This is a genomic window from Acinetobacter lwoffii, from assembly GCF_024129715.1.
Taxonomy (GTDB): Bacteria; Pseudomonadota; Gammaproteobacteria; order Pseudomonadales; family Moraxellaceae; genus Acinetobacter; species Acinetobacter lwoffii_U.
The window spans coordinates 155,336-176,802 of sequence record NZ_JAMXXM010000003.1 but is presented as its reverse complement, the minus strand read 5'-3'; the positions used below and the strand labels follow the sequence as shown (position 1 = coordinate 176,802).

The 21,467-nt window shown below is 44.3% G+C and carries 20 protein-coding genes; 9 read left to right on the top strand and 11 right to left on the bottom strand.

All coding sequences use genetic code 11. From position 1 onward, the window contains the following. Positions 1–2 precede the first annotated feature (2 nt). Positions 3–1,040, bottom strand: a complete 1,038-nt coding sequence (locus tag NI462_RS04090) for an alpha/beta fold hydrolase (protein ID WP_253159215.1) — start codon at positions 1,038–1,040, stop codon at positions 3–5. A 315-nt stretch (positions 1,041–1,355) separates the two neighbouring features. On the opposite strand from NI462_RS04090, the gene NI462_RS04085 reads away from it, so the two are divergent. Beyond that, complete coding sequence (locus NI462_RS04085) at positions 1,356–1,970, top strand: carbonic anhydrase (protein ID WP_004646264.1); 615 nt, start codon at positions 1,356–1,358, stop codon at positions 1,968–1,970. Between the two features lie 43 nt (positions 1,971–2,013). Here the strand turns inward: NI462_RS04085 and NI462_RS04080 are convergent, their stop codons facing one another. Continuing rightward, positions 2,014–2,643 (bottom strand): arylesterase, encoded by a 630-nt coding sequence (locus tag NI462_RS04080; protein WP_253098953.1) that lies wholly within the window; start codon positions 2,641–2,643, stop codon positions 2,014–2,016. An 11-nt stretch (positions 2,644–2,654) separates the two neighbouring features. On the opposite strand from NI462_RS04080, the gene NI462_RS04075 reads away from it, so the two are divergent. Continuing rightward, entirely contained in the window at positions 2,655–3,380 is a 726-nt protein-coding gene (locus NI462_RS04075) for an ABC transporter ATP-binding protein (RefSeq protein WP_004646266.1), read from the top strand. Position 3,381: 1 nt separating this feature from the next. After that, complete coding sequence (locus NI462_RS04070; RefSeq protein ID WP_253159213.1) at positions 3,382–5,874, top strand: ABC transporter permease; 2,493 nt, start codon at positions 3,382–3,384, stop codon at positions 5,872–5,874. Positions 5,875–5,907: 33 nt separating this feature from the next. Here the strand turns inward: NI462_RS04070 and NI462_RS04065 are convergent, their stop codons facing one another. Then, entirely contained in the window at positions 5,908–6,726 is an 819-nt protein-coding gene (locus NI462_RS04065; protein ID WP_253159211.1) for a rhomboid family intramembrane serine protease, read from the bottom strand. 77 nt (positions 6,727–6,803) lie between these two features. On the opposite strand from NI462_RS04065, the gene mtgA reads away from it, so the two are divergent. Together mtgA and ppk1 are read left to right on the top strand one after the other, a co-directional pair. Beyond that, the gene (mtgA, locus tag NI462_RS04060) at positions 6,804–7,478 is read left to right on the top strand and encodes a monofunctional biosynthetic peptidoglycan transglycosylase (RefSeq protein WP_004279409.1); all 675 of its coding nucleotides are present in this window, start codon (positions 6,804–6,806) and stop codon (positions 7,476–7,478) included. 111 nt (positions 7,479–7,589) lie between these two features. Beyond that, entirely contained in the window at positions 7,590–9,671 is a 2,082-nt protein-coding gene (ppk1, locus tag NI462_RS04055) for a polyphosphate kinase 1 (protein ID WP_253159209.1), read from the top strand. A gap of 39 nt (positions 9,672–9,710) precedes the next feature. Here ppk1 and NI462_RS04050 read toward each other — a convergent pair whose 3' ends face one another. The 5 genes from NI462_RS04050 to rubA form a co-directional block, all read right to left on the bottom strand. Further along, positions 9,711–10,322, bottom strand: a complete 612-nt coding sequence (locus NI462_RS04050; RefSeq protein ID WP_253159206.1) for a response regulator transcription factor — start codon at positions 10,320–10,322, stop codon at positions 9,711–9,713. Positions 10,323–10,504: 182 nt separating this feature from the next. After that, entirely contained in the window at positions 10,505–11,413 is a 909-nt protein-coding gene (gene oxyR / locus NI462_RS04045) for a LysR family transcriptional regulator OxyR (RefSeq protein WP_004279412.1), read from the bottom strand. A 13-nt stretch (positions 11,414–11,426) separates the two neighbouring features. Beyond that, complete coding sequence (estB, locus tag NI462_RS04040) at positions 11,427–12,365, bottom strand: esterase EstB (protein WP_004646272.1); 939 nt, start codon at positions 12,363–12,365, stop codon at positions 11,427–11,429. A 57-nt stretch (positions 12,366–12,422) separates the two neighbouring features. Continuing rightward, on the bottom strand, positions 12,423–13,601 hold the full coding sequence (gene rubB, locus NI462_RS04035; RefSeq protein ID WP_034438229.1) for a rubredoxin reductase RubB: 1,179 nt from the start codon (positions 13,599–13,601) through the stop codon (positions 12,423–12,425). Between the two features lie 91 nt (positions 13,602–13,692). Next, a complete protein-coding gene (gene rubA / locus NI462_RS04030) occupies positions 13,693–13,857 on the bottom strand; it encodes a rubredoxin RubA (RefSeq protein ID WP_004646274.1) in 165 nt (54 codons plus the stop codon). A gap of 487 nt (positions 13,858–14,344) precedes the next feature. Between rubA and NI462_RS04025 the strand changes: the two genes are divergently transcribed. Continuing rightward, the gene (locus NI462_RS04025) at positions 14,345–14,887 is read left to right on the top strand and encodes an adenine phosphoribosyltransferase (protein WP_243475113.1); all 543 of its coding nucleotides are present in this window, start codon (positions 14,345–14,347) and stop codon (positions 14,885–14,887) included. 40 nt (positions 14,888–14,927) lie between these two features. Here the strand turns inward: NI462_RS04025 and NI462_RS04020 are convergent, their stop codons facing one another. Further along, entirely contained in the window at positions 14,928–15,422 is a 495-nt protein-coding gene (locus tag NI462_RS04020) for a YqiA/YcfP family alpha/beta fold hydrolase (RefSeq protein ID WP_004279417.1), read from the bottom strand. Positions 15,423–15,810: 388 nt separating this feature from the next. Here NI462_RS04020 and lysS point away from each other — a divergent pair, with 388 nt between their 5' ends. After that, positions 15,811–17,340, top strand: coding sequence for a lysine--tRNA ligase (gene lysS, locus NI462_RS04015; RefSeq protein WP_253159204.1), 1,530 nt, complete (start codon positions 15,811–15,813; stop codon positions 17,338–17,340). Between the two features lie 348 nt (positions 17,341–17,688). Here the strand turns inward: lysS and trpS are convergent, their stop codons facing one another. Beyond that, positions 17,689–18,702, bottom strand: coding sequence for a tryptophan--tRNA ligase (gene trpS / locus NI462_RS04010; protein WP_004279419.1), 1,014 nt, complete (start codon positions 18,700–18,702; stop codon positions 17,689–17,691). 189 nt (positions 18,703–18,891) lie between these two features. Between trpS and NI462_RS04005 the strand changes: the two genes are divergently transcribed. Together NI462_RS04005 and ypfJ are read left to right on the top strand one after the other, a co-directional pair. Continuing rightward, a complete protein-coding gene (locus NI462_RS04005; RefSeq protein WP_253159202.1) occupies positions 18,892–19,818 on the top strand; it encodes a DUF808 domain-containing protein in 927 nt (308 codons plus the stop codon). A 48-nt stretch (positions 19,819–19,866) separates the two neighbouring features. Next, positions 19,867–20,772, top strand: a complete 906-nt coding sequence (gene ypfJ, locus NI462_RS04000; protein WP_213687008.1) for a KPN_02809 family neutral zinc metallopeptidase — start codon at positions 19,867–19,869, stop codon at positions 20,770–20,772. Positions 20,773–20,809: 37 nt separating this feature from the next. Here ypfJ and NI462_RS03995 read toward each other — a convergent pair whose 3' ends face one another. Then, positions 20,810–21,364 carry a hypothetical protein gene (locus NI462_RS03995; RefSeq protein ID WP_005246964.1) on the bottom strand — a complete coding sequence of 185 codons (555 nt, stop codon included), beginning with the start codon at positions 21,362–21,364 and terminating at the stop codon, positions 20,810–20,812. Between the last annotated feature and the right edge of the window lie 103 nt (positions 21,365–21,467).

The window sequence follows — 21,467 nt, the reverse complement described above, 5'->3', positions numbered from 1 at the left end:
ACTTAATTTAAAGGAATGAGTTTATCAGCAAGCGGGTTTTTTAGGGTCTGCGTCTTGGCCAGAAAAGGCAAATAATGTTGTGCAACCTGTTTTTCTGCTTCAAGAATCGGCATATGCCCGACATTATTTAAAATCACTGGCTTCTCGGCACGTTTCAGCAGGGCATGTAGCTCTTTGACTACTTCGACATTAATGATCCGATCCTGTCTGCCCCACAAAATCAAGGTCGGTGCTTCTACCGTGCGGGTCAGGCGAGCAAAGGTTTCCGGTGTATAAATCCGGTTTAGCATCACCACCTGATCAATCGATTTACTGGTTTGTTCAGCGCGTGAAATCAGCAGTTTTTCCTGTGCATGCCGTAACTGATAAGGAATCACCGGCGGGTTCTGCATCAACTGTTTGGAAACATCTTGCAGATCACCGGGCTTGCTGACGATGAGATCTTTTAAGGCCTGTGGGTCTTTGGTATAGGGCGTATTCCCCATTTTGTAGAGGCCAGCGCTATTGATTAAAAACAGGCTTTGCGTATCGAAAGGGTATTGAGAGGCATAGACTGTGGCAATCGAGCCGCCTAAGGAATGTCCGGCAATATGTAAATTCTCGTCCACATTTAAGGTTTCAATAAATAGACGTAATTGGGACGTCACATTGGGCACAGAAACATCAAAATTGTCCGGAATTTTGGTATCACCGTTGCTTGGCAGATCCGGAATAATGACATGATAATAGGGCGTCAGAAACTGGGCGACCCGGTTCCAGTTGTCGCGCGTGCCGGCCAGACCATGAATCAGTAGAATGGATGGTTTATTCTTGGCACCGCCTTCGCTATAGCTCCAGGTGACCTCGCCAATTTTGAGGGTTTTGGATTTGAGACCGGCAAGGCTGCGTTCTTGCAACAGATGCTGCTGCAAGACTTTGGCAGATGTTTCATTTTTCTGGCTAAACAGTATTTGAGCATGTGTCAGGCCCGGTAATGCCATGCTTAAGGCAACTACGGCTGAGCAAATCATTTTCGAGCGCAATTTTATTATTTTCTTCATTGACCATTCCCCAAAACAAACCCAGTGAGCAAATTGCTCAATCAAAATACTTCCATGTTATAAATTTGCAATTTTCATTCAAATAAAAACATTATTCTTCATTCTATTTTAAATCAATCTTTGCGCTTGTCACCCATTAGTTTTTTGCTAGATTGCATTAAATGACTGGAAAATGTGATGTATTACGCATAAATTCCCTGCAGAAATGAAATTAGATAAATGCTAAAAATTTAATCAGCTAAGATTTTTTGCAAGTGACATTCAAAAAAACTGGCAGTAAGATATTGCAACTAAAACCATCGGTGATAGAAAAGAATGCTCACAGCTCAAGAAGCTTTAGAACGTCTTAGACAGGGTAACCAACGTTTTGTCAGTGGCGATACCACGCATCCAAAACAACTTAGCCACCAACAGCGCGCAGAAATGGCAGAGGATCAGAATCCGTTTGCGATTGTCTTGGGATGTTCAGATTCGCGCGTTCCAGCCGAAATGGTTTTTGATCAGGGTCTCGGCGATCTTTTTGTGATTCGTGTTGCAGGTAATATTGTTGCACCTTCACAGGTCGGCAGTGTTGAGTTTGCCGCGGCACGTTATGATTGCGCGATTGTGGTGGTGTTAGGTCACAGTCACTGTGGTGCGATTAAAGCCACTATTGATACCTTGATGTGTCCGGATTGCCCGCCATCGGCAAACCTGATGTCGATTGTGAACCGCGTACGTCCTTCAGTTGAAACCTTAATGCAAACTGAACTGAAAAACGACTTGGCAAAATTATCCAAGCATGCGGTACGTTCCAATGTATTTGCTTCGGTGAATCAGTTGCGTCATGGTTCAGCCGTTCTGGAAAACCTGATTGGACAAGGAAAATTAAAAGTCGTCGGTGCTGAATATTCACTGGAAACTGGTGAAGTGACATTCTTCGATTTCTAATCACGATTCATCTAAATACATTCTAAAATAAGTTAAAGGCGCTTTATAAAGCGCCTTTAATATATGGATAAGCATTATTTAACAGAATCGTCTGTGCTTTAGCATTTGGATGAATCAGATCCTTTTGCATCAGGGTTTTGTTGCCGGCTACACCTTGCATAAAGAAGGGCAATAACTTCACCTTATATTGCTGACTGACCACTTTATAATTATTTTCAAAAGCTTTGCTATAGGCCTGACCGTAGTTAGGCGGCATTTTCATACCAAATACAATAACCTTGGCTTTGGCTTTCTGGCTCTGCTGAATCAGGCTGGCTAAATTTTTTTGAATCATTTTCGGTGGTTGTCCACGCAAGCCATCATTGCCACCTAACTCAATCACCACAAGGTCTGGACGATGTGTTTGTAGCAATTTTGGTAGTCTGGCCAGCGCTCCGCTGGTGGTTTCGCCACTGACACTTGCATTGACCACTTTATGCTGTTTCGGATACTGTTGCTCTAAACGCTTTTGTAATAAATGTACCCAACCTTGCTGGGGCTGGATACCATAACCTGCACTTAAACTATCACCTAAAATCATAATCGTCTTTGCTGAAACCCCAAGAGGTAATAGGCACAGACTGAGCAAAAAAAAGTAAGGCAATAGCCGAGTTTTCTGATTAAGATCTTTCATATAGGACACGTATGATTCAAAGCAGCAACGATTCGACCATCATGCCACAGGCTATTATTTCTGCCCAGAAATTGACACAAAAGATACAACTTTCACAAAAACAACTCACCATTTTTGAGGATCTTGATCTGGATATTCAGGCCGGAGAACAAGTGGCTATTACCGGTCGTTCCGGTTCCGGAAAATCCACATTACTGGGTATTCTGGCGACACTGGATCAGGCAAGTTCAGGTCAGCTTCTGGTCTGTGGCGAATCAGTGTCTAACTTGAATGAAGAACAACGTGCGCTAGTACGTTTAAGAAATATCGGATTTGTCTTTCAGTCTTTTCAGCTCTTACCGCACCTGACTGCACTTGAAAATGTAATGCTGCCACTGCGCCTGCAGCCCGGCTTTAAATATGCAGAAGCTGAGCAAAAGGCGTTGGCATTACTACATAAGGTCGGTCTGGATCGACAGGCGCAGCAAACCCCAAAAGTATTGTCCGGGGGAGAACAGCAACGTGTGGCGATTGCACGCGCACTGGTCAGTGAACCAAAAATCATTTTTGCCGATGAACCTACGGGCAATCTCGATGGTGAAACAGCCAGAGAAATTGAACAACTGCTATTTCAACTGAATCGGGAACTGGGAACAACTTTGGTGCTGGTCACGCATGACCGCAAATTGGCGCAGCAGTGTCAGCGGCATTTTGAACTGCTGAATGGCGAGCTGATTGAACATCCGAATGGAGGATGAAATGAATCCATTATTTCGTCCTTTACTGACGCAAAGCTTTAAAACCACCGGGATTTATCTACTGATTATTGCCTTAACGCTGGCGATCAGTGCGACTACTGCACTCAAGTTTAGTAACGAGCAAATCCAAAATGCAGTCGCCTTACAGGCAGCAGAAATGCTGGCTGGTGATCTGGTGCTTTCAGATAATGAGCCTTTGCCAAAGCAGTGGCGTGATCAGGCCAAGCAGCTGGATTTAAAGCAGTCAGAAGTCACTTTCTTTAGCAGTATGGCCTATACCGATGCGCAGTTTGTCATGGTCAATGTCAAAGCCATAGATCAGCCTTTTCCTTTGCGTGGTGAACTGCGGGTGCAACCGGCAAAAAAATCGATTCAGTCTGGTGAAATCTGGCTCAGTCCACGAGCCATGGATTTGCTCAAAGTCAAACTGGGGGATCAGCTCAATATTGCCGATGCGGCGTTTAAAGTCACCGCCAAGATTGAACAGGACTCCAATCAGGAACTTGGATTTTCCGGATTTTCGCCGACCGTAATTATTTCCCAGGCAGATGTCGCACGAACCAATGCGATTCAGGTAGGGAGCCGGATTGAATATCGCTTACTCATGGCTGGCCGTCCAGACGATACCCAACAATATGAAGCCTTATTCAAGCAGCAGGTCAAGTCAGCAAACGGCTCGGCTGAAACGCCAGCGGAAGTGCAAGGGCAGGAGTTTGAGGAGCAAAGCAGTCTCAGGTTACGCAATGCTAGTGAAGGCAATACCCGCTTGATGAAGCCGATTGCTAATCTGGACACTTTCCTGCAACTGGCCAATATTCTGACCATTCTATTATGTGGGATTGCCATTGCTTTAACCGCGCAGCGTTATGTGCAGCAGAATCAGGATCATATTGCCTTGATGCGTTGTATCGGTGCCACCAAGCAGCAGATTCTGTCGGCTTATCTGGCTTTACTCGGGATGGTGCTGTTGATTGCCATGCTAATTGGTACCGTGGTCGGGATCAGTCTGGGTTATGGACTGTTGCAATTGATGTTGCAGCTGATTCCAAATTTGCAGATTGAATTTTCAGCCCTGGCAATGTTGCTCGGACCATTGCCAGTCGCGATGCTGACCAGTGCCGTGGTGTTACTCGGCTTTGTCATGCCAAGCTTGTTGCAATTGCTGAATACCCCGCCAATTCGGGTGATCCGCCAGCAGGAAAAATCAGTGCAATCCATGCTGTGGATGCTGCTGACTGGAACGCTCAGCCTGATTATTTTTAGTGTGATTTTGACTGAAAACTTGCTGCTGACCGCCTGGGTGATTGGCGCGATTATTGTGTTATGTGCAGTGCTGTATCTGACGGTATGGGGGATGTTGAAACTGCTGCGGAATATGAAGTTGAATCTGTCAGCCTATGTACGCACACCTTCTCAGACTGCTTTGCAGATTACGGCTTTAGCCTTGGGCTTGAGCCTGATTACAGTATTGGCAGTCTTGCGTACTGATCTGCTGGATCGCTGGCAGCAACAGTTACCGGAAGGTACGCCGAACCAGTTTGTTTATGGTTTACCGCCTTTTGATATGCCAGACCTGAAAGCTCAACTTGAGCAGAATGGCTGGAAAAGCACGCCACTGTATCCAAATGTCCGTGGGCGTCTGGTCGCCAAAAATGATCAGCCTTTTGCCGAGGAACTGGTGAAAAGCAGCAATACCTTAAGACGTGAACTGAATCTGACCCAGTCAAATAGCTATCCACAAGATAATGTGATTGTCAGTGGTGACGCGGTATTAAAACAAGTTGGCACCGTATCGGTCGAAGCCAATACTGCGGAAGAGCTAGGGATCAAGATCGGAGATAAACTCAGTTTCAGTCTGTCAGAAGGGATACTGGAAGCTAAAGTCGTTAATCTAAGAACCGTCGAATGGGAAAGTTTTAGCCCGAATTTCTTCTTTATCTTTGCACCGAATAGCATGGATGCCAATGCCGGCAGTTATCTGGGCAGTTTTTATGTCCCGGAAACAGATAAAGGCAAACTGGTCCCTGTGATCCAGCAATTTTCCAACACGGTCTTTATTGATGTCAGCCTGATTCTGGAAGAGATCAAACGCATTGTGAATGTGCTGGTGCAAATCGTGACGATTCTGGCGGTACTGGTTAGCATTTCCGGTTTTCTGGTGCTGATGGCCTGTCTGAACCTGTTGATGGATGAACGCAAACGTGAAGTGGCTTTGCTACGATCATTCGGTAGTTCCAAGCAGAAACTGAAAACCATGATGAGTCTGGAAATTGGTTTTATTGGGCTGTTTGCCGGAATAGTTTCCTGCCTGTTTGCCGAAGTGATCAGTGCGATTGCCAGTTATAAAATGGATTTAATGATTCAGCCACATTGGGAAATCTGGATCATTTTGCCGATCTTTATGACCGCTTTATGTGCGCTGATTGGCCGTTATCGCCTGAGTTATCTGTCGGAGATTCCACCCTTACAAAGCTTGCGCGAGATGAATCAGTAAGATTCATCTCCGCGATTTTAAACTGACTGAGAATTAAAGTTTTAGTTGCTGTTGCATCATTTCCAGAATCTCTTGCCACAGTGGACGAATGGGTTCGAGTAAGGCCAAGTTATGTTGATAAAGCAGCACACAAAGGCCGAAACCAATCAGCAAGGCAATCAGATTGAACAGGTGACTACGCTGCATTTTTTGACCGATGTACCATAACAAGGTGAGAAAAGCCCCCATCAGCATGCCGCCAATATGTGCGGCATTGTTGATTCCGCTGATCATAAAGCCCAGCGCGAGGTTTAGACCCATCACCATCACCAGGGTTTTTTTATCCAGGATAAAACGTTGCTGTGGCAGCATCGGCAATAAGGCCAGCACCGTCAGTGAAGCCCCGAGTCCCATCACGGCACCGGATGCGTCGGCACTGACTGCAGGCAATAAATCGGGATTGGCCACACCGCCTTCGATCAGGCTATAGCTGTCCTGAATGTTCATATAGCCACTGAGCAGGCTGCCCATTAATCCGGCACACACATACAGGCCAATAAAATACATCCGGCCAAACAGCTGTTCGGCAACACTACCAAAAATATACAAGGCCCACATATTCAACATCAGGTGAATCAGGCCAAAATGAAAAAACATGCTGCTAAACAAGCGCATGGGTTCCGCTAAATAGGTTAAAGGTGCATAATCGGCACCCCAGAGAATAGCGTCTCGGGTACTCGGCTGGCTAACATCCATGCCATGCATGGCTTGCCAGCCAAATAATCCAACATTGATCCCGATTAAAATGGCGGTGATCCACCAGAGATGCATTTCAAGTTTGCGATGTTCGACAGGGGGAGAGTATTCAGACATGCTATTTTTTTGCTGTGATTGTATATTTCGAATAAGCTTAACACGAAAAATTAAATTTTCAGGAGTAACGCACTGACATGAAAGCCTTTCTGATCCGCACGATGCTCGTCATCGTCAGTGTGATTCTGCTGGTTCAATTGTGGATCTTTGCCAGTTTGGCCTGGTGGCGAACCAATCCGGTGAACACCACCATGATGATGCGGATTGATTACTGGACAGAACCTTCCAAAGCGATTCAGCATCAGTGGCGTCCCTATGACGAAATCAGCCTGAATCTGAAACGTGCCATCGTCACTGCGGAAGATGGAAAATTTATTCATCACCATGGTTTTGACTGGGACGGAATTCAAACTGCGCTGAATAAAAACAGAAATCAGGGCCGTGTAGTGGCCGGTGGTTCGACAATCTCCCAGCAATTGGCGAAAAACCTGTTCCTCGTCAACAAGCGTTCCTTTGTGCGTAAAGGTCAGGAAGCAGTCGCGACCTGGATGATGGAACGCATGTGGTCGAAAGAACGAATTCTGGAAGTCTATTTAAACTCGATCGAGTTCGGGGATAATATCTACGGCGTTGAAGCAGCGGCCAAACATTATTTCGGTAAAACCGCACAAAGCCTGACCCGCGATCAAGCCATCTTTCTGGCTGCCATTTTGACCAATCCGAAATATTTCCAGGATCATCGCAATTCCTCTGCATTAAATGCTCGTAAGCGGATGATTCAGCGCTATATGCGTTATGCAGAATTACCTTAATTGATGATTTGAAGAGAAAGCCCAATTATTTGGGCTTTTTTTATGAAATTGTCATCAATTTGAAGCATACTTGGAGGGATAAGCACAATTTTAAATCCGCATAGGTTTGATATGAATACGGCAGCCAGCACAACTTCAGCACAGCCCGAATATACATATAATGATCGTTATATTAATCGCGAACTGTCTATCCTAGACTTCCATTTACGTGTCCTGGAACAGGCTGTCGATCCTTTACATCCATTGCTCGAACGCATGAATTTCCTGTTGATTTTCTCCCGTAATCTGGACGAGTTTTTTGAAATCCGGGTCGCAGGAATGATGGAACAGCTGGATCTGGATAATGAAAGTCGGAGTCCGGATGGCTTGACTCCAAAGCAGGTTTTAGAACAGATTTCTAAAACAGCACATGCCGCCATTGAACGTCAGTACCGTATTTTAAATGAAGAAATTTTGCCAAAACTGCGTGAGGAAGATATTTGTTTCCTGCGCCGTGGTGAGCTGACTCCAGCACAATCTGCCTGGGTTAAAAAATATTTTCAGGAGCAGGTGGCGCCGGTTCTCACGCCGATCAGCCTGGACCCAGCGCATCCATTCCCGCGGCTGGTGAATAAATCACTGAACTTTATTGTCACGCTGGAAGGCAAAGATGCCTTTGGCCGTCAGATTGATCTGGCTGTGGTGCCTGCACCGCGTTCACTGCCACGCGTAGTGCGTTTACCGGATGAACTGACCGATGGAAAAGAACATCATGTGATGCTGTCTGCGATTATTCATGAGCATGTCTCTGATCTGTTCCCGGGGATGACGGCGACTGGCTGTTATCAGTTCCGTGTTACCCGAAATGCCGATTTAGCCTTGAATGAAGATGTCGAAGATCTAGCTAAGGCACTCAAAGGTGAACTCAGTTCACGCCGTTTTGGTCGTGCAGTACGTCTGGAAGTGACAGAAAATTGTCCGCAGCATATTTATGAATATCTGCTGAATGAATTTGATCTGGACGACGAGCAGCTTTATAAAGTCGCGGGCCCGGTCAATCTGGCACGTTTGCTATCTAACTTTAAACGTCCGCATTTACGTTATGACTCGCATACTCCCATCATTCCTAAAGTACTGAAAAAATCTGAAAATATTTTTAGTGCGATGCAGAAACAGGATATTTTGCTGCACCATCCTTTTGAATCTTTTGCGCCGGTCATTTCATTATTACGTGAAGCGGCACGCGATCCGCAAGTGCTGGCGATCAAGCAAACCTTGTACCGCAGTGGGCCAGATTCTGAAATTGTGCAGGTACTGGCTGAAGCTGCCCGCAATGGCAAGGAAGTCACCGCAGTGATTGAATTGCGTGCACGTTTTGATGAAGAATCCAATATTGCGGTGGCCAATGTCCTGCAAGAAGCGGGTGCGGTCGTGGTCTACGGCATTGTTGGTTACAAGACTCACGCCAAGATGATTCTGGTGGTGCGCCGGGAAAATAACAAACTGGTGCGCTATGTGCATCTGGGTACCGGTAATTATCATGCCGGCAATGCGCGAATCTATACCGATTATGGTCTGTTAACGACGGATAAGGATCTGTGTGAAGATGTGCATCGTATTTTTCAGGAATTGACCGGTATGGGGAAAATGGCCAAGCTGAAAAAGCTGCTGCACGCGCCGTTTACCTTACATGCCCAGTTACTGAACTATATCGATAATGAAATTGCCTTTGCCCAGGCAGGTAAGCCGGCGCAGATTATTGTCAAAGTCAATGCCCTGACCGAAATGCAATTGATTAATAAACTCTATGAGGCTTCTCAGGCCGGGGTACAGATTGACCTGATTATCCGCTCAATTTGCAGTTTGCGTCCGGGGTTGCCGGGTCTGTCGGAAAATATCCGGGTGCGTTCAATTGTCGGGCGTTTCCTGGAACATACCCGCGTGTATTATTTCAGCAATAATGGCAATTCACGTATTTACTGTTCAAGTGCAGACTGGATGGATCGTAACCTGTTTAATCGGGTCGAGGCCTGTTTCCCGGTCGAAGATGAAGCCTTGAAAAAACGCATCTATCAACAAGGTCTGTTGAATTACTTGAAAGACAATCAGCAATCCTGGTTATTGCAAGGTGATGGTACTTGGCTGCGGGCACAGCCCAAAGAAGGTGAAAAACCGCATAATGCACAACGTATTCTGTTAGAGCTGTTTAAATAAGTTTAAGTATTTAAAGAGGCTGAATATTCAGCCTCTTTTTTATTTCGAACATACAATTGAACTGTTCAAGCTGAGTCTGAACAGTTTTCGATAGATGTATTTGACCCGGCTATATATCTGATAGTTCTTCATCTGGAGCTGATCTTGTCGTTCGGTTTGCGATTGATGTTGACTCAATACTTTTAATAACTGCAATTCAGCGAAGTTGAGACAGGTTTTGGCAATGGGCTGGTGCAGGATATAGTCTGCCAATTCAGTATTGACGTAAGCTCCACCGCGCAAGACAGTTTTCAGACTATCAGCGAACTGGGGTAATGAATCATGATGCTGCATATAGCTATCTGCTCCGGACAATAAAGCAGAATAGATCAGTGCTGTGGAATGAGTATTGAATATGGCAATAACAGGTGTATCTGAGCTTTGCTGTTTCAGCTGATGAATCAAACTGATCTCTGAAGTTGTTGCTGCATGATAAAGAATCAGATTAGGCAGATGTTCAGTAATCATGGATTGTGCGGACAGCATATTGTCCGCATACAGCAGCATATCTGGCTGATAGCCGAGTTGCTGTAGCACGGTCTGGATTTTTGACAGGTCGAGTCCAGTCGGTGAACGAATCACTAAAACCGGTGCAGGCAAAAGGCTAGCCAATAAAACGCGATCCTGTAGATGCGATAGAGAGCTATACTGTGAATCAGGCAGATGCAAATGCCTATCCCAAAGAATAGTGATTTAGCTGAAATGTAGAGATTCTAAGTTTCTAGGCGGACTGGATGCATTCAATTCAAGATATAAAAAAGGAGCAACATGTGCTCCTTTTTATTATCTATAGATCAGGCAGCATCGTGCTGAGTGATTTTCTGGAAAATCTGTAATAGCACATCAAACTCGCTTTGCAGCGGTGTGCTTTTACGGGTTACCAATGCCAGGGTACGACTTGGGGCTGAATCGATCGCTTTTACCTGAATCTCAGGATTGCCTTTAATCATATTGGTATGGATCGCAATTTCAGGCAGCAGGGTAAAGCCCAGATTTGCAGACACCATTTCGATTAAAGTCGGCAGTGAGCTGGCTTTTAAACGGTGATCATTTTTACGCTCACCAATCGGGCAGGCACTCAAGGCATGATCACGCAGGCAATGACCTTCTTCAAGTAACATCAGGCGAGACAGATCCAGATCTTCTAAAGAGTTTGCTTGTGCAGCATGCTGATCAGATTTTTGGTAAACCAGATACAGATTCTCTTTGGCAATTTCAGCAACTTTCAGACCACGGGTGTCGAAAGGCAATGCCAAAGCCACCATATCCAGGTTGCCATGTTCCAGCTTTTCTACAATCTTTTCACTTTGCGCTTCATGCAGATGCAACTGGATTTTTGGTAATTGCTTATGCACTTCATCCAGCAGCTGGGACAATAGGAAAGGTGCAATTGTTGGAATGACGCCGAGATGTAGATCACCGGTTAAAGGTTCACTCATCTCACGACTTAAACGCATTAGGTCCTGAGCATCGGCCAGTAGAACACGTGCGCGTGCAACCACTTGTTCACCAAGAGGCGTTAAACGAACATTCTGGCGGTCGCGTTCAACAAGTACGCCACCGAGTAAACGCTCCAGCTCCATGATGCCGCCAGACAAGGTTGACTGGGTGACAAAGGAGCGGCGAGCAGCTTCTGTAAAGTGTAGCGTCTCTGACAGTGTTACGAGGTATGACAGCTGTCTTAGGGATGGTAATGCAGCCATAGTGTCCTAATGTTTATGATTTAAAATGATCAGCAAATAATTCGCTAAGATATGGAATAAAATGCGGTGGGATATCATGCCCCATTCCATCAATTAATTCAAATTTAGCCCCTGAAATTGCTTTCGCAACGGCCTTGCCATGGCTAGGAGGCAGCAATCGATCTCGAGAACCATGGACCACCAGGGTTTCTTGTTTGATTTGCTTGTCCAGTTGCAGCAATGAGCCTGTACATAATATTGCTAAAAACTGTTGAAGTACACCAGCAGGATAGTAACTTCGCTTATATAATTTACGGGCGGTCTGCACCGCTTCCAGATGATTGACATAACCTGGTGAGCCGATGATCTTAAACAGTTTCAAACTATGATCAACAATGCCATCTTCATCTGTTGAAGCCGGTTTGTCAATCAAACTAAAGAGTTGCTTGGGAAAGGGTGGTGGCAACATCGGCTGGTTATTGCTGGTAAACAGTAAGCCCAGTTTTTTGACTTTGTCCGGATAACGCGCGGCCAGAATCTGGGCAATCATACCGCCCATCGAAGCACCCAGCACATAGACCTGTTCCAGCTGCATTTTTTCAATTAGCAGACTGACATCTTCAGCCATATCGTAAAGATCATAAGGTGCACCCTGATTACCCAGACCCAGTACAAAACGGCTCATCATTTTCAGGGTATTCAGGCGTGGACCTTTGTGATGGACTTTTGAAGACAGGCCAATATCACGATTATCAAAACGGATGATGTGATAACCATTGTCAATCAGTGATTTGCAGAAAAAGTCAGGCCAGTACAGCATTTGCCCACCCAGCCCCATAATCAGCAAAATGGTGGGATGTTCCGGATTTCCACCAACCTCGACATGTAGCTGGATCCCATTGCCAAGATCGACCTTGGTTTCATGCATGAACGAGGTATAAGGGGAAAGATTAAACTGTGCTGCGCTGTACATAGTCGCTGTCCTAATTAAAGGATATTTCGTTTAAAAAATATCCTTGCTATTAAACCTCTAAACCGCAGCCGGAATCAAGTCAGGAACCTGCTTGGTCAAGGTCAGACGCTGTTTGGCTGCAGTGGCGCCCAAAAGCACGAAACCACGTAAGGTGCCGTTAGCATCGAACGCTTTGGCCAGCATGCCATCGTCAAATTCTTCAGTTTCCCAGGTGACATTCACATCAACCGGTGCCGGCAATACCGTTAAAGGTGCAGCAGGCGTTTTAACTGCCACTGGCATAGCCGGATAATGTACAGCAGTATGTTCGCCATTTAAGGTTTTTGCCAAAGCGCGGGCTTGTTGCATGATCGGCATGACATAAGGCAATAAGGTGCCATTGACCTCGGCACAGTCGCCCACCGCATAGATATCAGCCTGGTTGGTTTCCAGTTGTGCAGTGGTTAACACTCCGCGACTGGTATGTACGTCTGCCTGTTTCGCCAAAGAAATATTTGGCTGTAAGCCCACCGCAGACAACACCACATCAGCGACCAAAGACTGACCGTTGGCCAGCGTGACCAGATAATCACCATTGTCCGCACAAGAGACTTTTTCGACTGTTGTGCCCAAGACAAAGTGAATGCCGGTTTCTTCAAGATTCTTCTGGAATGCAGTAGCAACATGTTCTGGTAATAAGCGGCCAAGTGGCTGAGGGGCTAAATCAATGACTGTAACCTGATGATCGGTATTTTGTAGGTCGTTGGCAAATTCACAGCCAATCAGGCCTGCACCTAAAATTACTACACGTTTGTCTTCACGTGCTGCCAGATTGTTACGGAAAGCTTTATAGTCACTCAAATTGTTGACGACATGAATGTCATCGCTGGCATCACCGGCAATCGCCAGACGTACTGGATTGGCACCGATGGCTAATACCAGTTTGCTATAATGTTGCGTACTTTCCTGACCATCTTTTTCCAGAACCAGCTGATGATCTTCCGGATGAATGGCTTTGACCCAGGTATGCTGTTCAATGCGCATATTCAGCTGTGCTGACATTTTAGCCGCATCGCCTAGTGGAATTTGTTCAGGCGCTTTATTGCCAGCCAAAGCATTGGAGAGCGTCGGTTTGGCGTAATTGACCGCATCATCCGCACAGATCATCAGCAATTCATGTTCTGGATTGAGTTTACGAAATTCACGTGCTACGGCATAACCCGCCATACCTGAACCAATAATGACGATAGGATGCATAGTCGTTTCCATATGGTAGAGCTCCATGCTGTATAAATGATTGAAAGGCATAAAAAAAGACCATATGGATATGGCCTTTAACTGGACGTGATTAGACTTCGATCATTTCGAAATCAATTTTAGACACGCCGCAATCTGGACAGGTCCAGTCATCTGGGATATCTTCCCATTTGGTGCCTGCCACGATCCCGTCTTGAGGCCAACCTTCTGCCTCGTCATAAATCCATCCACATACGATGCATTGAAACTTTCTCATGTAACTCTCCAAAACTGAGCAACTGTAGGCGTCAGCTTAAAATCCATAAAAGGCAAGACTCTAAAAGAATATGACTTTTTAACAGTGAACATATTTGGCTAAATTTTTACGCAGTTCTATTCAGAAAGTAAAGTGAATAAAAGCTTAATCAGCGAAATTAGCAGCAGAATAGACGACACATTCCTCATTTATCAGAAAATCACGCCAATCAACTTTTCTAGCGCAGACGGTTAAAGGATAAAAAGCTGAGGATGGCAAAAATGAGCGTTTATCTTGGGGGATAGACCAAAGTCGTGCAGTAAAAACTTGAGTTTTTAGGTAATTTAGAATCAGTAAAGTCTGGGTTAAATATTTTTAAAATAAATCAATATAATAAAATCAATATCTTGTGGTTAAACATCGGGTTTTTATTAGACAGCTTGGCTTGTTCGTTTCACTCAAATAGGTTTAAAATTCCCATATTCCTTTTCTTTTTTTAAGATCTCCCATGAGCAATTTGTCTACTTCTTTGTGGTCTCACATTCGTACGGTCCAAGATTTTCCAAAACCAGGAATTTGCTTCTTTGATTTGACCCCACTTTTCATGAGCAATATTGGTCCATTGACTGACGCTTTGATTGCCAGCATTCCTGCTGACAAACTGGCAGAAGTAGAAAGCTTTATTGCGGTTGAAGCGCGTGGTTTTGTGTTGGCAAGCTTGTTGGCACAACGTACAGGCAAAGGCTTATTGCTGGTGCGTAAAGCAGGTAAATTGCCACCTCCAGTGGTCGGTGTAGGTTATAGCCTGGAATATGGTATGGATCGTTTAGAAATGTCTGCGAACGTTCAGTCCCAGAAAGTAATTATTGTGGATGATGTTCTGGCAACTGGTGGAACCTTAAAAGCTGTAAATGAACTGGCTCAAAAATGTCAACATGAAGTACTTGGTGCAAGTATCTTCCTTGATCTTCCTGACCTGCATGCTGAATTAGGCCTGGATATCTGGTCAGTGCTGGATGACAAATCTCAGCCTGAAGCGGCAGTTGCTTAAGTTATACATTTAAAAAAAGCCCCAAAATTGTGGGGCTTTTTTATTGCCTGATAAAATGATCTTCGATTTCCTGAATCAGTGTATTAATTTGCTCAGGATGTTCCAGACGATGATGGCCGCCATCAACTGCCTGAATTTGCATATAGTCTTCAAGTTGTGTCTGAACCGCATGCATATCCAGAATTTCATCGCCCAGCTCCAGATAGGCAAACTGAGGAATATCATGCTGTAAATCGTGATGCCCAATCGGCGGATAATCATCGCGGAAGTTAGGCTGTAAAATAGGATTGGCCACTACACATGGAATTTGATACGCTTGTGACATTTTCAGTGCCCAATAACCGCCAAGACTGTGGCCGACCAGAATATCCGGTTTGATGGTTTCAATCATCTCATGATAAAACTCGGTGACCGAACTATAACTCAGATTTCGATAATCGACATCGATACAGTATTTATGTACCACATCAATGGCATGGAACTTGGTGGATTCTCTGGAGGAATCTAAGCCATGTAAAAACAAAATCTTAGACATAGTTCATTACTCATTTTTATGGGACATGCCATATTGGTTATTTGTTGATTGGCACATCATCTTCAATCTGAGCGTCATTGTAGAACGTCTGGGTGTACAAGGCAGTTAGCTATTGGTCTAAGCCACAATTTTGCAGTGCAATGATTTTGTATAACCCCTGTCTGATTTAAACTTTAATCCCAACTGAGAGCAGCGGGGTGCTGCAAAAGGTTGAAGAAAGGGAATTTAAAAGAGTGACAGAAGGGCTCAACCGAATGGTGTAAATAGCAGGATAGTGGATTTTTCCAAAGAAAAGCCGGTTCCTGAGAGTGTTTGCGCTACGATTTGAGAAGGATTTCTGCTATTCTATGCAACTTCTATTTTTTAACTAATCTTATTCGAGGCAGAGATGACGCAAACTAACGCTCAATCGACTTCTGAACAAATCATTTCCGAAAACGATTTAATTGCACAGCGTCATGCCAAGTTAAAGCAAATCGAAGCTCAGGCACAAGAAACAGGTAAGAGCCCATGGCCGAATACCTTTAAGCGTGAGCATTATGCCCAGGATTTACAAGACCAGTTCGCTGATAAATCTAAAGAAGAAATTGAAGCAGGCGAAAAGGTCTACGTCAAAGTTGCTGGTCGTGTGATGTTGAACCGTGGTTCATTTATTGTGATCCAGGACATGACAGGTCGTATCCAGCTGTATGTGGCGCGTAAAGAGCTCGCTGAAGATGTCCTGACTACCATTAAAGGTCTGGACCTAGGCGATATCATCGCAGTCGAAGGTTATATCGGTCGTTCAGGTAAAGGCGATTTGTATGTACATATCGAACATTTTGAATTATTGACCAAATCATTGCGTCCACTGCCAGACAAGTTCCATGGTTTGAACGATACTGAAGTGAAGTATCGTAAACGTTATCTTGATCTGATTGTTAACGAAGAAACACGTAAAACTTTTGAAATTCGTGCCAAAGTTGTGGCGGGTATCCGTGCCTTCCTGACTGAAAAGCGCTATATGGAAGTTGAAACGCCAATGATGCATGTGATTCCAGGCGGTGCATCGGCACGTCCTTTTGAAACACATCACAATGCATTGGATATGTCATTATTCTTGCGTATTGCGCCAGAGCTTTACTTAAAGCGTTTGGTAGTCGGCGGTTTTGAACGTGTGTTTGAAATTAACCGTAACTTCCGTAACGAAGGTGTTTCTACGCGTCATAACCCTGAATTCACCATGATCGAATTCTATCAGGCTTATGCAGATTACAAAGACTTGATGGAATTGACCGAACAGATGCTAGAGCGTCTGGCGATTGATATCTTGGGTACCACTGATGTGCCTTATGGCGATGAAGTGTATAGCTTCAAAGGGCCATTCAAGAAAATTTCAATGTTCGATGCGATTCTGGAAAATAACCCGCAATTTACCCCTGAAAATGTCAATGACCGTGAAGGTCTGGCAAAATTCCTTCAGGAAGAATTGAAAGAGCAGGTGAAACCAGGTTTTGGTCTGGGCAAACTGCAAACCATGGTATTTGAAGAAACCGTAGAAACCAAATTGCGTCAGCCGACGTTCATTACAGAATATCCAGCGGAAACTTCTCCATTGGCACGCCGTAATGATCACAATCCACACATTACCGACCGTTTTGAATTCTTCATCGGTGGCCGTGAGTTGGCCAATGGCTTCTCGGAGTTAAATGATCCAATCGATCAGGCTGAGCGTTTCCAGGCACAGGTTGCTGAAAAAGATGCTGGTGATGATGAAGCCATGCACTACGATGCAGACTTTGTAGAAGCATTGGAATACGGTCTTCCTCCAACTGCAGGTGAGGGTATTGGTATTGATCGTCTGGTGATGATCTTTGCAAATGCAGCAAGTATCCGTGATGTGATTTTGTTCCCGCATATGCGTCATAAAAATGCTTAAATGCTAAATTCAAAATAACCCGCTCTGGCGGGTTTTTTTATACTTGAAATAAAATAGATTCAAAAATTAAAGACAAAAAAAACGCAATGATTGGGGTTGTCATTGCGTAGAAAAAGGAATGTCTTTCAAACTACTTCATTAACTGTGGAGAGAGTTAAATCTGATTCCTTACTGAATACAATTATAATAGGATGCATTCTCATATGACTCATCAGTATTCATGTTAATACATGTTAAATAAGGTTAAAAATATGAAGATTATGTGGGGATATTTGCATCATTTTTGCGCAATTTTAGCTTAAATAAAAAAGCCCTTCATCAGAAGAGCTTTTCAAAGCAATTTTATATTTAGAAATGGAATACGCCGAGGCCAGATTTAACTTCATCCAGTGTCGCCTGGGTAATATCGCGACATTTATCCGTACCAGTTTTTAGAATATCCATGATGTAATCCGGATCTTTAGCCAGTTCAATACGACGCTCACGAATTGGACCGATCAATTCTTTTAAAATGCTTTCCAGACGTTTTTTCACTGTACCATCGCCTAAACCACCACGACGATAATGGGCTTTAAGTTCTTCCAGCTCTTCTTTATTTGGATCGAAGGCATCTAGATAGGTGAATACCACGTTGCCTTCGACCTGACCCGGATCTTCAATACGTAGATGATTTGGATCGGTATACATGGCATTGACAGCTTTCTTGATATCTTTATCTGTCGCATCCAGCACAATAGTATTGCCCAAAGATTTCGACATTTTTGCTTTACCATCAAAACCAGGTAAACGGCCTACATTGGAAAGCAATGCTTTACATTCTGGTAGCAGGTCATGCCCAATTTGACGGTTCAAACGACGCACGATTTCATTGGTCTGTTCGATCATTGGAATCTGATCTTCACCCACAGGAACAACCGTTGCTTTGAATGCTGTAATGTCAGCAGCTTGAGCCACCGGGTAGCACAAGAAACCGGCTGGAATATCACGCTCAAAACCACGCATCTGGATTTCAGATTTAATGGTTGGGTTACGCTCAAGACGTGAAACCGTCACGAAATTGAGGTAAAGCATGGTTAGTTCATTTAGTGCTGGCAGGCATGACTGAACACAAATTGTGGTTTTAGTTGGATCAATACCGACAGCCAGATAATCCGTCGCCACTTCAATAATGTTACGACGTACTTTTTCAAAATTGTCCGCATTATCTGTCAATGCCTGAGCATCGGCGAGTAGCAAGTGTTGATGGTGAGAATCTTGCAGACCTACACGAGAGCGTAATGAACCCACAAAGTGGCCGAGGTGGAGTTGTCCGGTAGGACGGTCGCCCGTCAAGATCACTGGACGATTATCTTGATTACTCATTATCTATTCCAAAGGGTAGTCAGTACTACAGCTATATTTTAACGAATGGCAACATTGTACGGCATTCTGTTTTTGATTGTCAGCCAGAAAAAAAGCTGTCGTAAAAAAATCTTATAAATTAAACAAGTGAATACAATATTTTTAAGAATTTTGATTAAACTAGTTGGAAAGAAGATAAGGATAATAAGTATGGCGAGCAGTTTATTACTATTATTAGATGATATTGCTACAGTCCTGGATGATGTCGCTGTCATGAGCAAAATGGCAGCAAAAAAAACAGCAGGCGTCCTCGGTGATGATCTGGCTTTAAATGCGCAGCAAGTGACAGGTGTGCGGGCTGATCGTGAATTGCCAGTGGTCTGGAAAGTTGCCAAAGGTTCTTTTGTCAATAAACTGATTTTGGTGCCGCTGGCATTATTAATCAGCTTTATTGCAGGCTGGCTGATTAATCCCTTGTTGGTGCTGGGTGGTTTGTTTTTGTGTTATGAAGGCGTGGAAAAAATTATTCATACCTTGCATGCACCGAAGGTCAAAGATGCTGAACAGGCGCGTGAACAATTAATCCATACGGAAATGGATTTGCACCAGTTTGAGAATGAAAAAGTGAAAGGCGCCATTCGCACCGACTTTATCTTGTCTGCTGAAATTATTGTGATTACCTTGGGAACGGTCGCTGCAGCCTCGATGCTGACCAAAGTGACCGTTTTAAGCCTGATCGCGGTGGTCATGACCATTGGTGTTTATGGTTTTGTCGCGCTGATTGTCAAACTGGATGATATCGGTCTGCATCTGACTGAACAGCAGTCCGATTTTAAACAAAAAATAGGACGTGGCTTGTTGGCATTTGCTCCGGTTCTGATGAAAATTCTCTCCATTGTTGGAACCGCTGCGATGTTTTTGGTGGGTGGTGGAATTATTAACCATGCTATTCCTTTTATTCATCACTTTACTGAAGACAGTGTGGCCTATGTGCAGGATATTCCGAGCATCGGTAACATTGTCGGTGCCGTGACGCCGACCTTGATTAATTTCGCTGTAGGAATTTTAGCGGGTCTGCTGGTCATGCTGGTGATTAGCCTGATTAAGAAAATCTGGCCTAAATCATCAAAAGCTTAAGGTGTGGAAATATCTGGATATTAAGCAGATTAAGAAAAGGAAAAGACTATGCGTTGGAAAGGTCGTCGTGTCAGTAGCAATGTAGAAGACCGTCGTGGTGGTGGTGCCAAAGCTGGCGGAATCAGTATTGTTGGATTGATTGTGGCCTTTGTGGCCTGGAAGTTTTTCGGTGTCGATCCACAACAGGCTTATCAAACCACCAAGCAGGTCACTCAGGGGGTATCGGGTGCGGCAGAAACACGTGGCCTGGAAAATCCCACGCCAGAACAGCAGGAGTCGATTGATTTTGTTGGAACTGTATTGGCAGATACTGAAGATACCTGGAATCAGGTGTTTCAGCAGCAGTTAAATCAGCAGTATGTCCCACCGAAACTGGTGTTGTTTAACGGCATCGTGAATTCTGGTTGTGGTACTGCTCAGGCGGCGATGGGGCCTTTCTACTGCCCGACAGACCAGAAAGTGTATATCGATACTGCATTCTTTAAAGATATGCATACCCAAATGGGCATTACCGGAGAACAGAATGCCACCGAACTTTCCCGCAATGATCAGGCGGGGGATTTTGCGCTGGCCTATGTCGTGGCCCATGAAGTGGGGCATCATATCCAGACGATTTTAGGTATTTCTTCTCAAGTACAGCAAGCACGTCAGCAAGCAAGCGAAGTGCAAAGTAATCAGCTTTCAGTGCGTCAGGAATTGCAGGCAGACTGTCTGGCCGGCGTTTGGGCTTACCATAATCATGAACGTACCCAATTTCTGGAACAGGGTGATGTGCAGGAAGCGATGGATGCCGCCCATAAAATTGGCGATGATTATTTACAGAAACGTGCTCGCGGGCAGGTGGTGCCGGACAGCTTTACCCATGGCAGCAGCGCGCAGCGGGTACAATGGTTTAACACCGGCTTGAAATCCGGTCAAGTTGCGAATTGTGATACCTTTAATCAAAATATTTAAATGACTTCGATAAAAAAAGGAGCAGATGCTCCTTTTTTTATTTATGCAGAAAACGCCGGAAGTTTCTTAATATTTTTATACTGACAAATAAGGCAGCCAAAGCAAACAGTGCAATTGCAAAGACTGTATATTTGAGGTTGCTAATGTCATTTTGATAAAACTGCTGAATTTCTTGTTTGTTATATTCTAAAGCAGTTGCTTTGCCGGTTCGGCTATCTCTGAACTGGATTTTTTCAATATAGAACAGATTTCCCGCTTTGATTAAGTCAACAGTCTGGATTTGACGGGTATGCGATTGATTGTCTTCATCGCTACATAAAGCGCTGTAATGTTCACAGTTGATTTTGGCCACATAACCATTTCCTGCAATCAGAATAAAAATTGCATTGTCTGGTCGCTGGTTATTGGACACCAATACATACTGTTCGCCGGCTGTACTTTTTAAGGGAATGCTGGTGGCTTGCTGATAATGCTGTTCTGCTTGCAGAATTTCCTGAATTTTAGCAAAGCAGGTAAAACATAAGGACAACGTGATCAGAAAAATCACGCTGGCAAAACAGAGACGAAAAATGGTTTTGACAGTTTGATGCATGGGAGAAAAATTCAAAATAGAATAATGGGAAAGCAAAAGCCGAGTGCTGATCTGTATGTTAAATCATCATTCGAAAATACTGAAAAGAAACTTAACTCAATTC

What these genes read in the sequence shown, in the direction of transcription:
- NI462_RS04090 (WP_253159215.1), bottom strand. Translation starts at nt 1,040, where the DNA reads ATGAAGAAAATAATAAAATTGCGCTCGAAAATGATTTGCTCAGCCGTA.
- NI462_RS04085 (WP_004646264.1), top strand. Translation starts at nt 1,356, where the DNA reads ATGCTCACAGCTCAAGAAGCTTTAGAACGTCTTAGACAGGGTAACCAA.
- NI462_RS04080 (WP_253098953.1), bottom strand. Translation starts at nt 2,643, where the DNA reads ATGAAAGATCTTAATCAGAAAACTCGGCTATTGCCTTACTTTTTTTTG.
- NI462_RS04075 (WP_004646266.1), top strand. Translation starts at nt 2,655, where the DNA reads ATGATTCAAAGCAGCAACGATTCGACCATCATGCCACAGGCTATTATT.
- NI462_RS04070 (WP_253159213.1), top strand. Translation starts at nt 3,382, where the DNA reads ATGAATCCATTATTTCGTCCTTTACTGACGCAAAGCTTTAAAACCACC.
- NI462_RS04065 (WP_253159211.1), bottom strand. Translation starts at nt 6,726, where the DNA reads ATGTCTGAATACTCTCCCCCTGTCGAACATCGCAAACTTGAAATGCAT.
- mtgA (WP_004279409.1), top strand. Translation starts at nt 6,804, where the DNA reads ATGAAAGCCTTTCTGATCCGCACGATGCTCGTCATCGTCAGTGTGATT.
- ppk1 (WP_253159209.1), top strand. Translation starts at nt 7,590, where the DNA reads ATGAATACGGCAGCCAGCACAACTTCAGCACAGCCCGAATATACATAT.
- oxyR (WP_004279412.1), bottom strand. Translation starts at nt 11,413, where the DNA reads ATGGCTGCATTACCATCCCTAAGACAGCTGTCATACCTCGTAACACTG.
- estB (WP_004646272.1), bottom strand. Translation starts at nt 12,365, where the DNA reads ATGTACAGCGCAGCACAGTTTAATCTTTCCCCTTATACCTCGTTCATG.
- rubB (WP_034438229.1), bottom strand. Translation starts at nt 13,601, where the DNA reads ATGCATCCTATCGTCATTATTGGTTCAGGTATGGCGGGTTATGCCGTA.
- rubA (WP_004646274.1), bottom strand. Translation starts at nt 13,857, where the DNA reads ATGAGAAAGTTTCAATGCATCGTATGTGGATGGATTTATGACGAGGCA.
- NI462_RS04025 (WP_243475113.1), top strand. Translation starts at nt 14,345, where the DNA reads ATGAGCAATTTGTCTACTTCTTTGTGGTCTCACATTCGTACGGTCCAA.
- NI462_RS04020 (WP_004279417.1), bottom strand. Translation starts at nt 15,422, where the DNA reads ATGTCTAAGATTTTGTTTTTACATGGCTTAGATTCCTCCAGAGAATCC.
- lysS (WP_253159204.1), top strand. Translation starts at nt 15,811, where the DNA reads ATGACGCAAACTAACGCTCAATCGACTTCTGAACAAATCATTTCCGAA.
- trpS (WP_004279419.1), bottom strand. Translation starts at nt 18,702, where the DNA reads ATGAGTAATCAAGATAATCGTCCAGTGATCTTGACGGGCGACCGTCCT.
- NI462_RS04005 (WP_253159202.1), top strand. Translation starts at nt 18,892, where the DNA reads ATGGCGAGCAGTTTATTACTATTATTAGATGATATTGCTACAGTCCTG.
- ypfJ (WP_213687008.1), top strand. Translation starts at nt 19,867, where the DNA reads ATGCGTTGGAAAGGTCGTCGTGTCAGTAGCAATGTAGAAGACCGTCGT.
- NI462_RS03995 (WP_005246964.1), bottom strand. Translation starts at nt 21,364, where the DNA reads ATGCATCAAACTGTCAAAACCATTTTTCGTCTCTGTTTTGCCAGCGTG.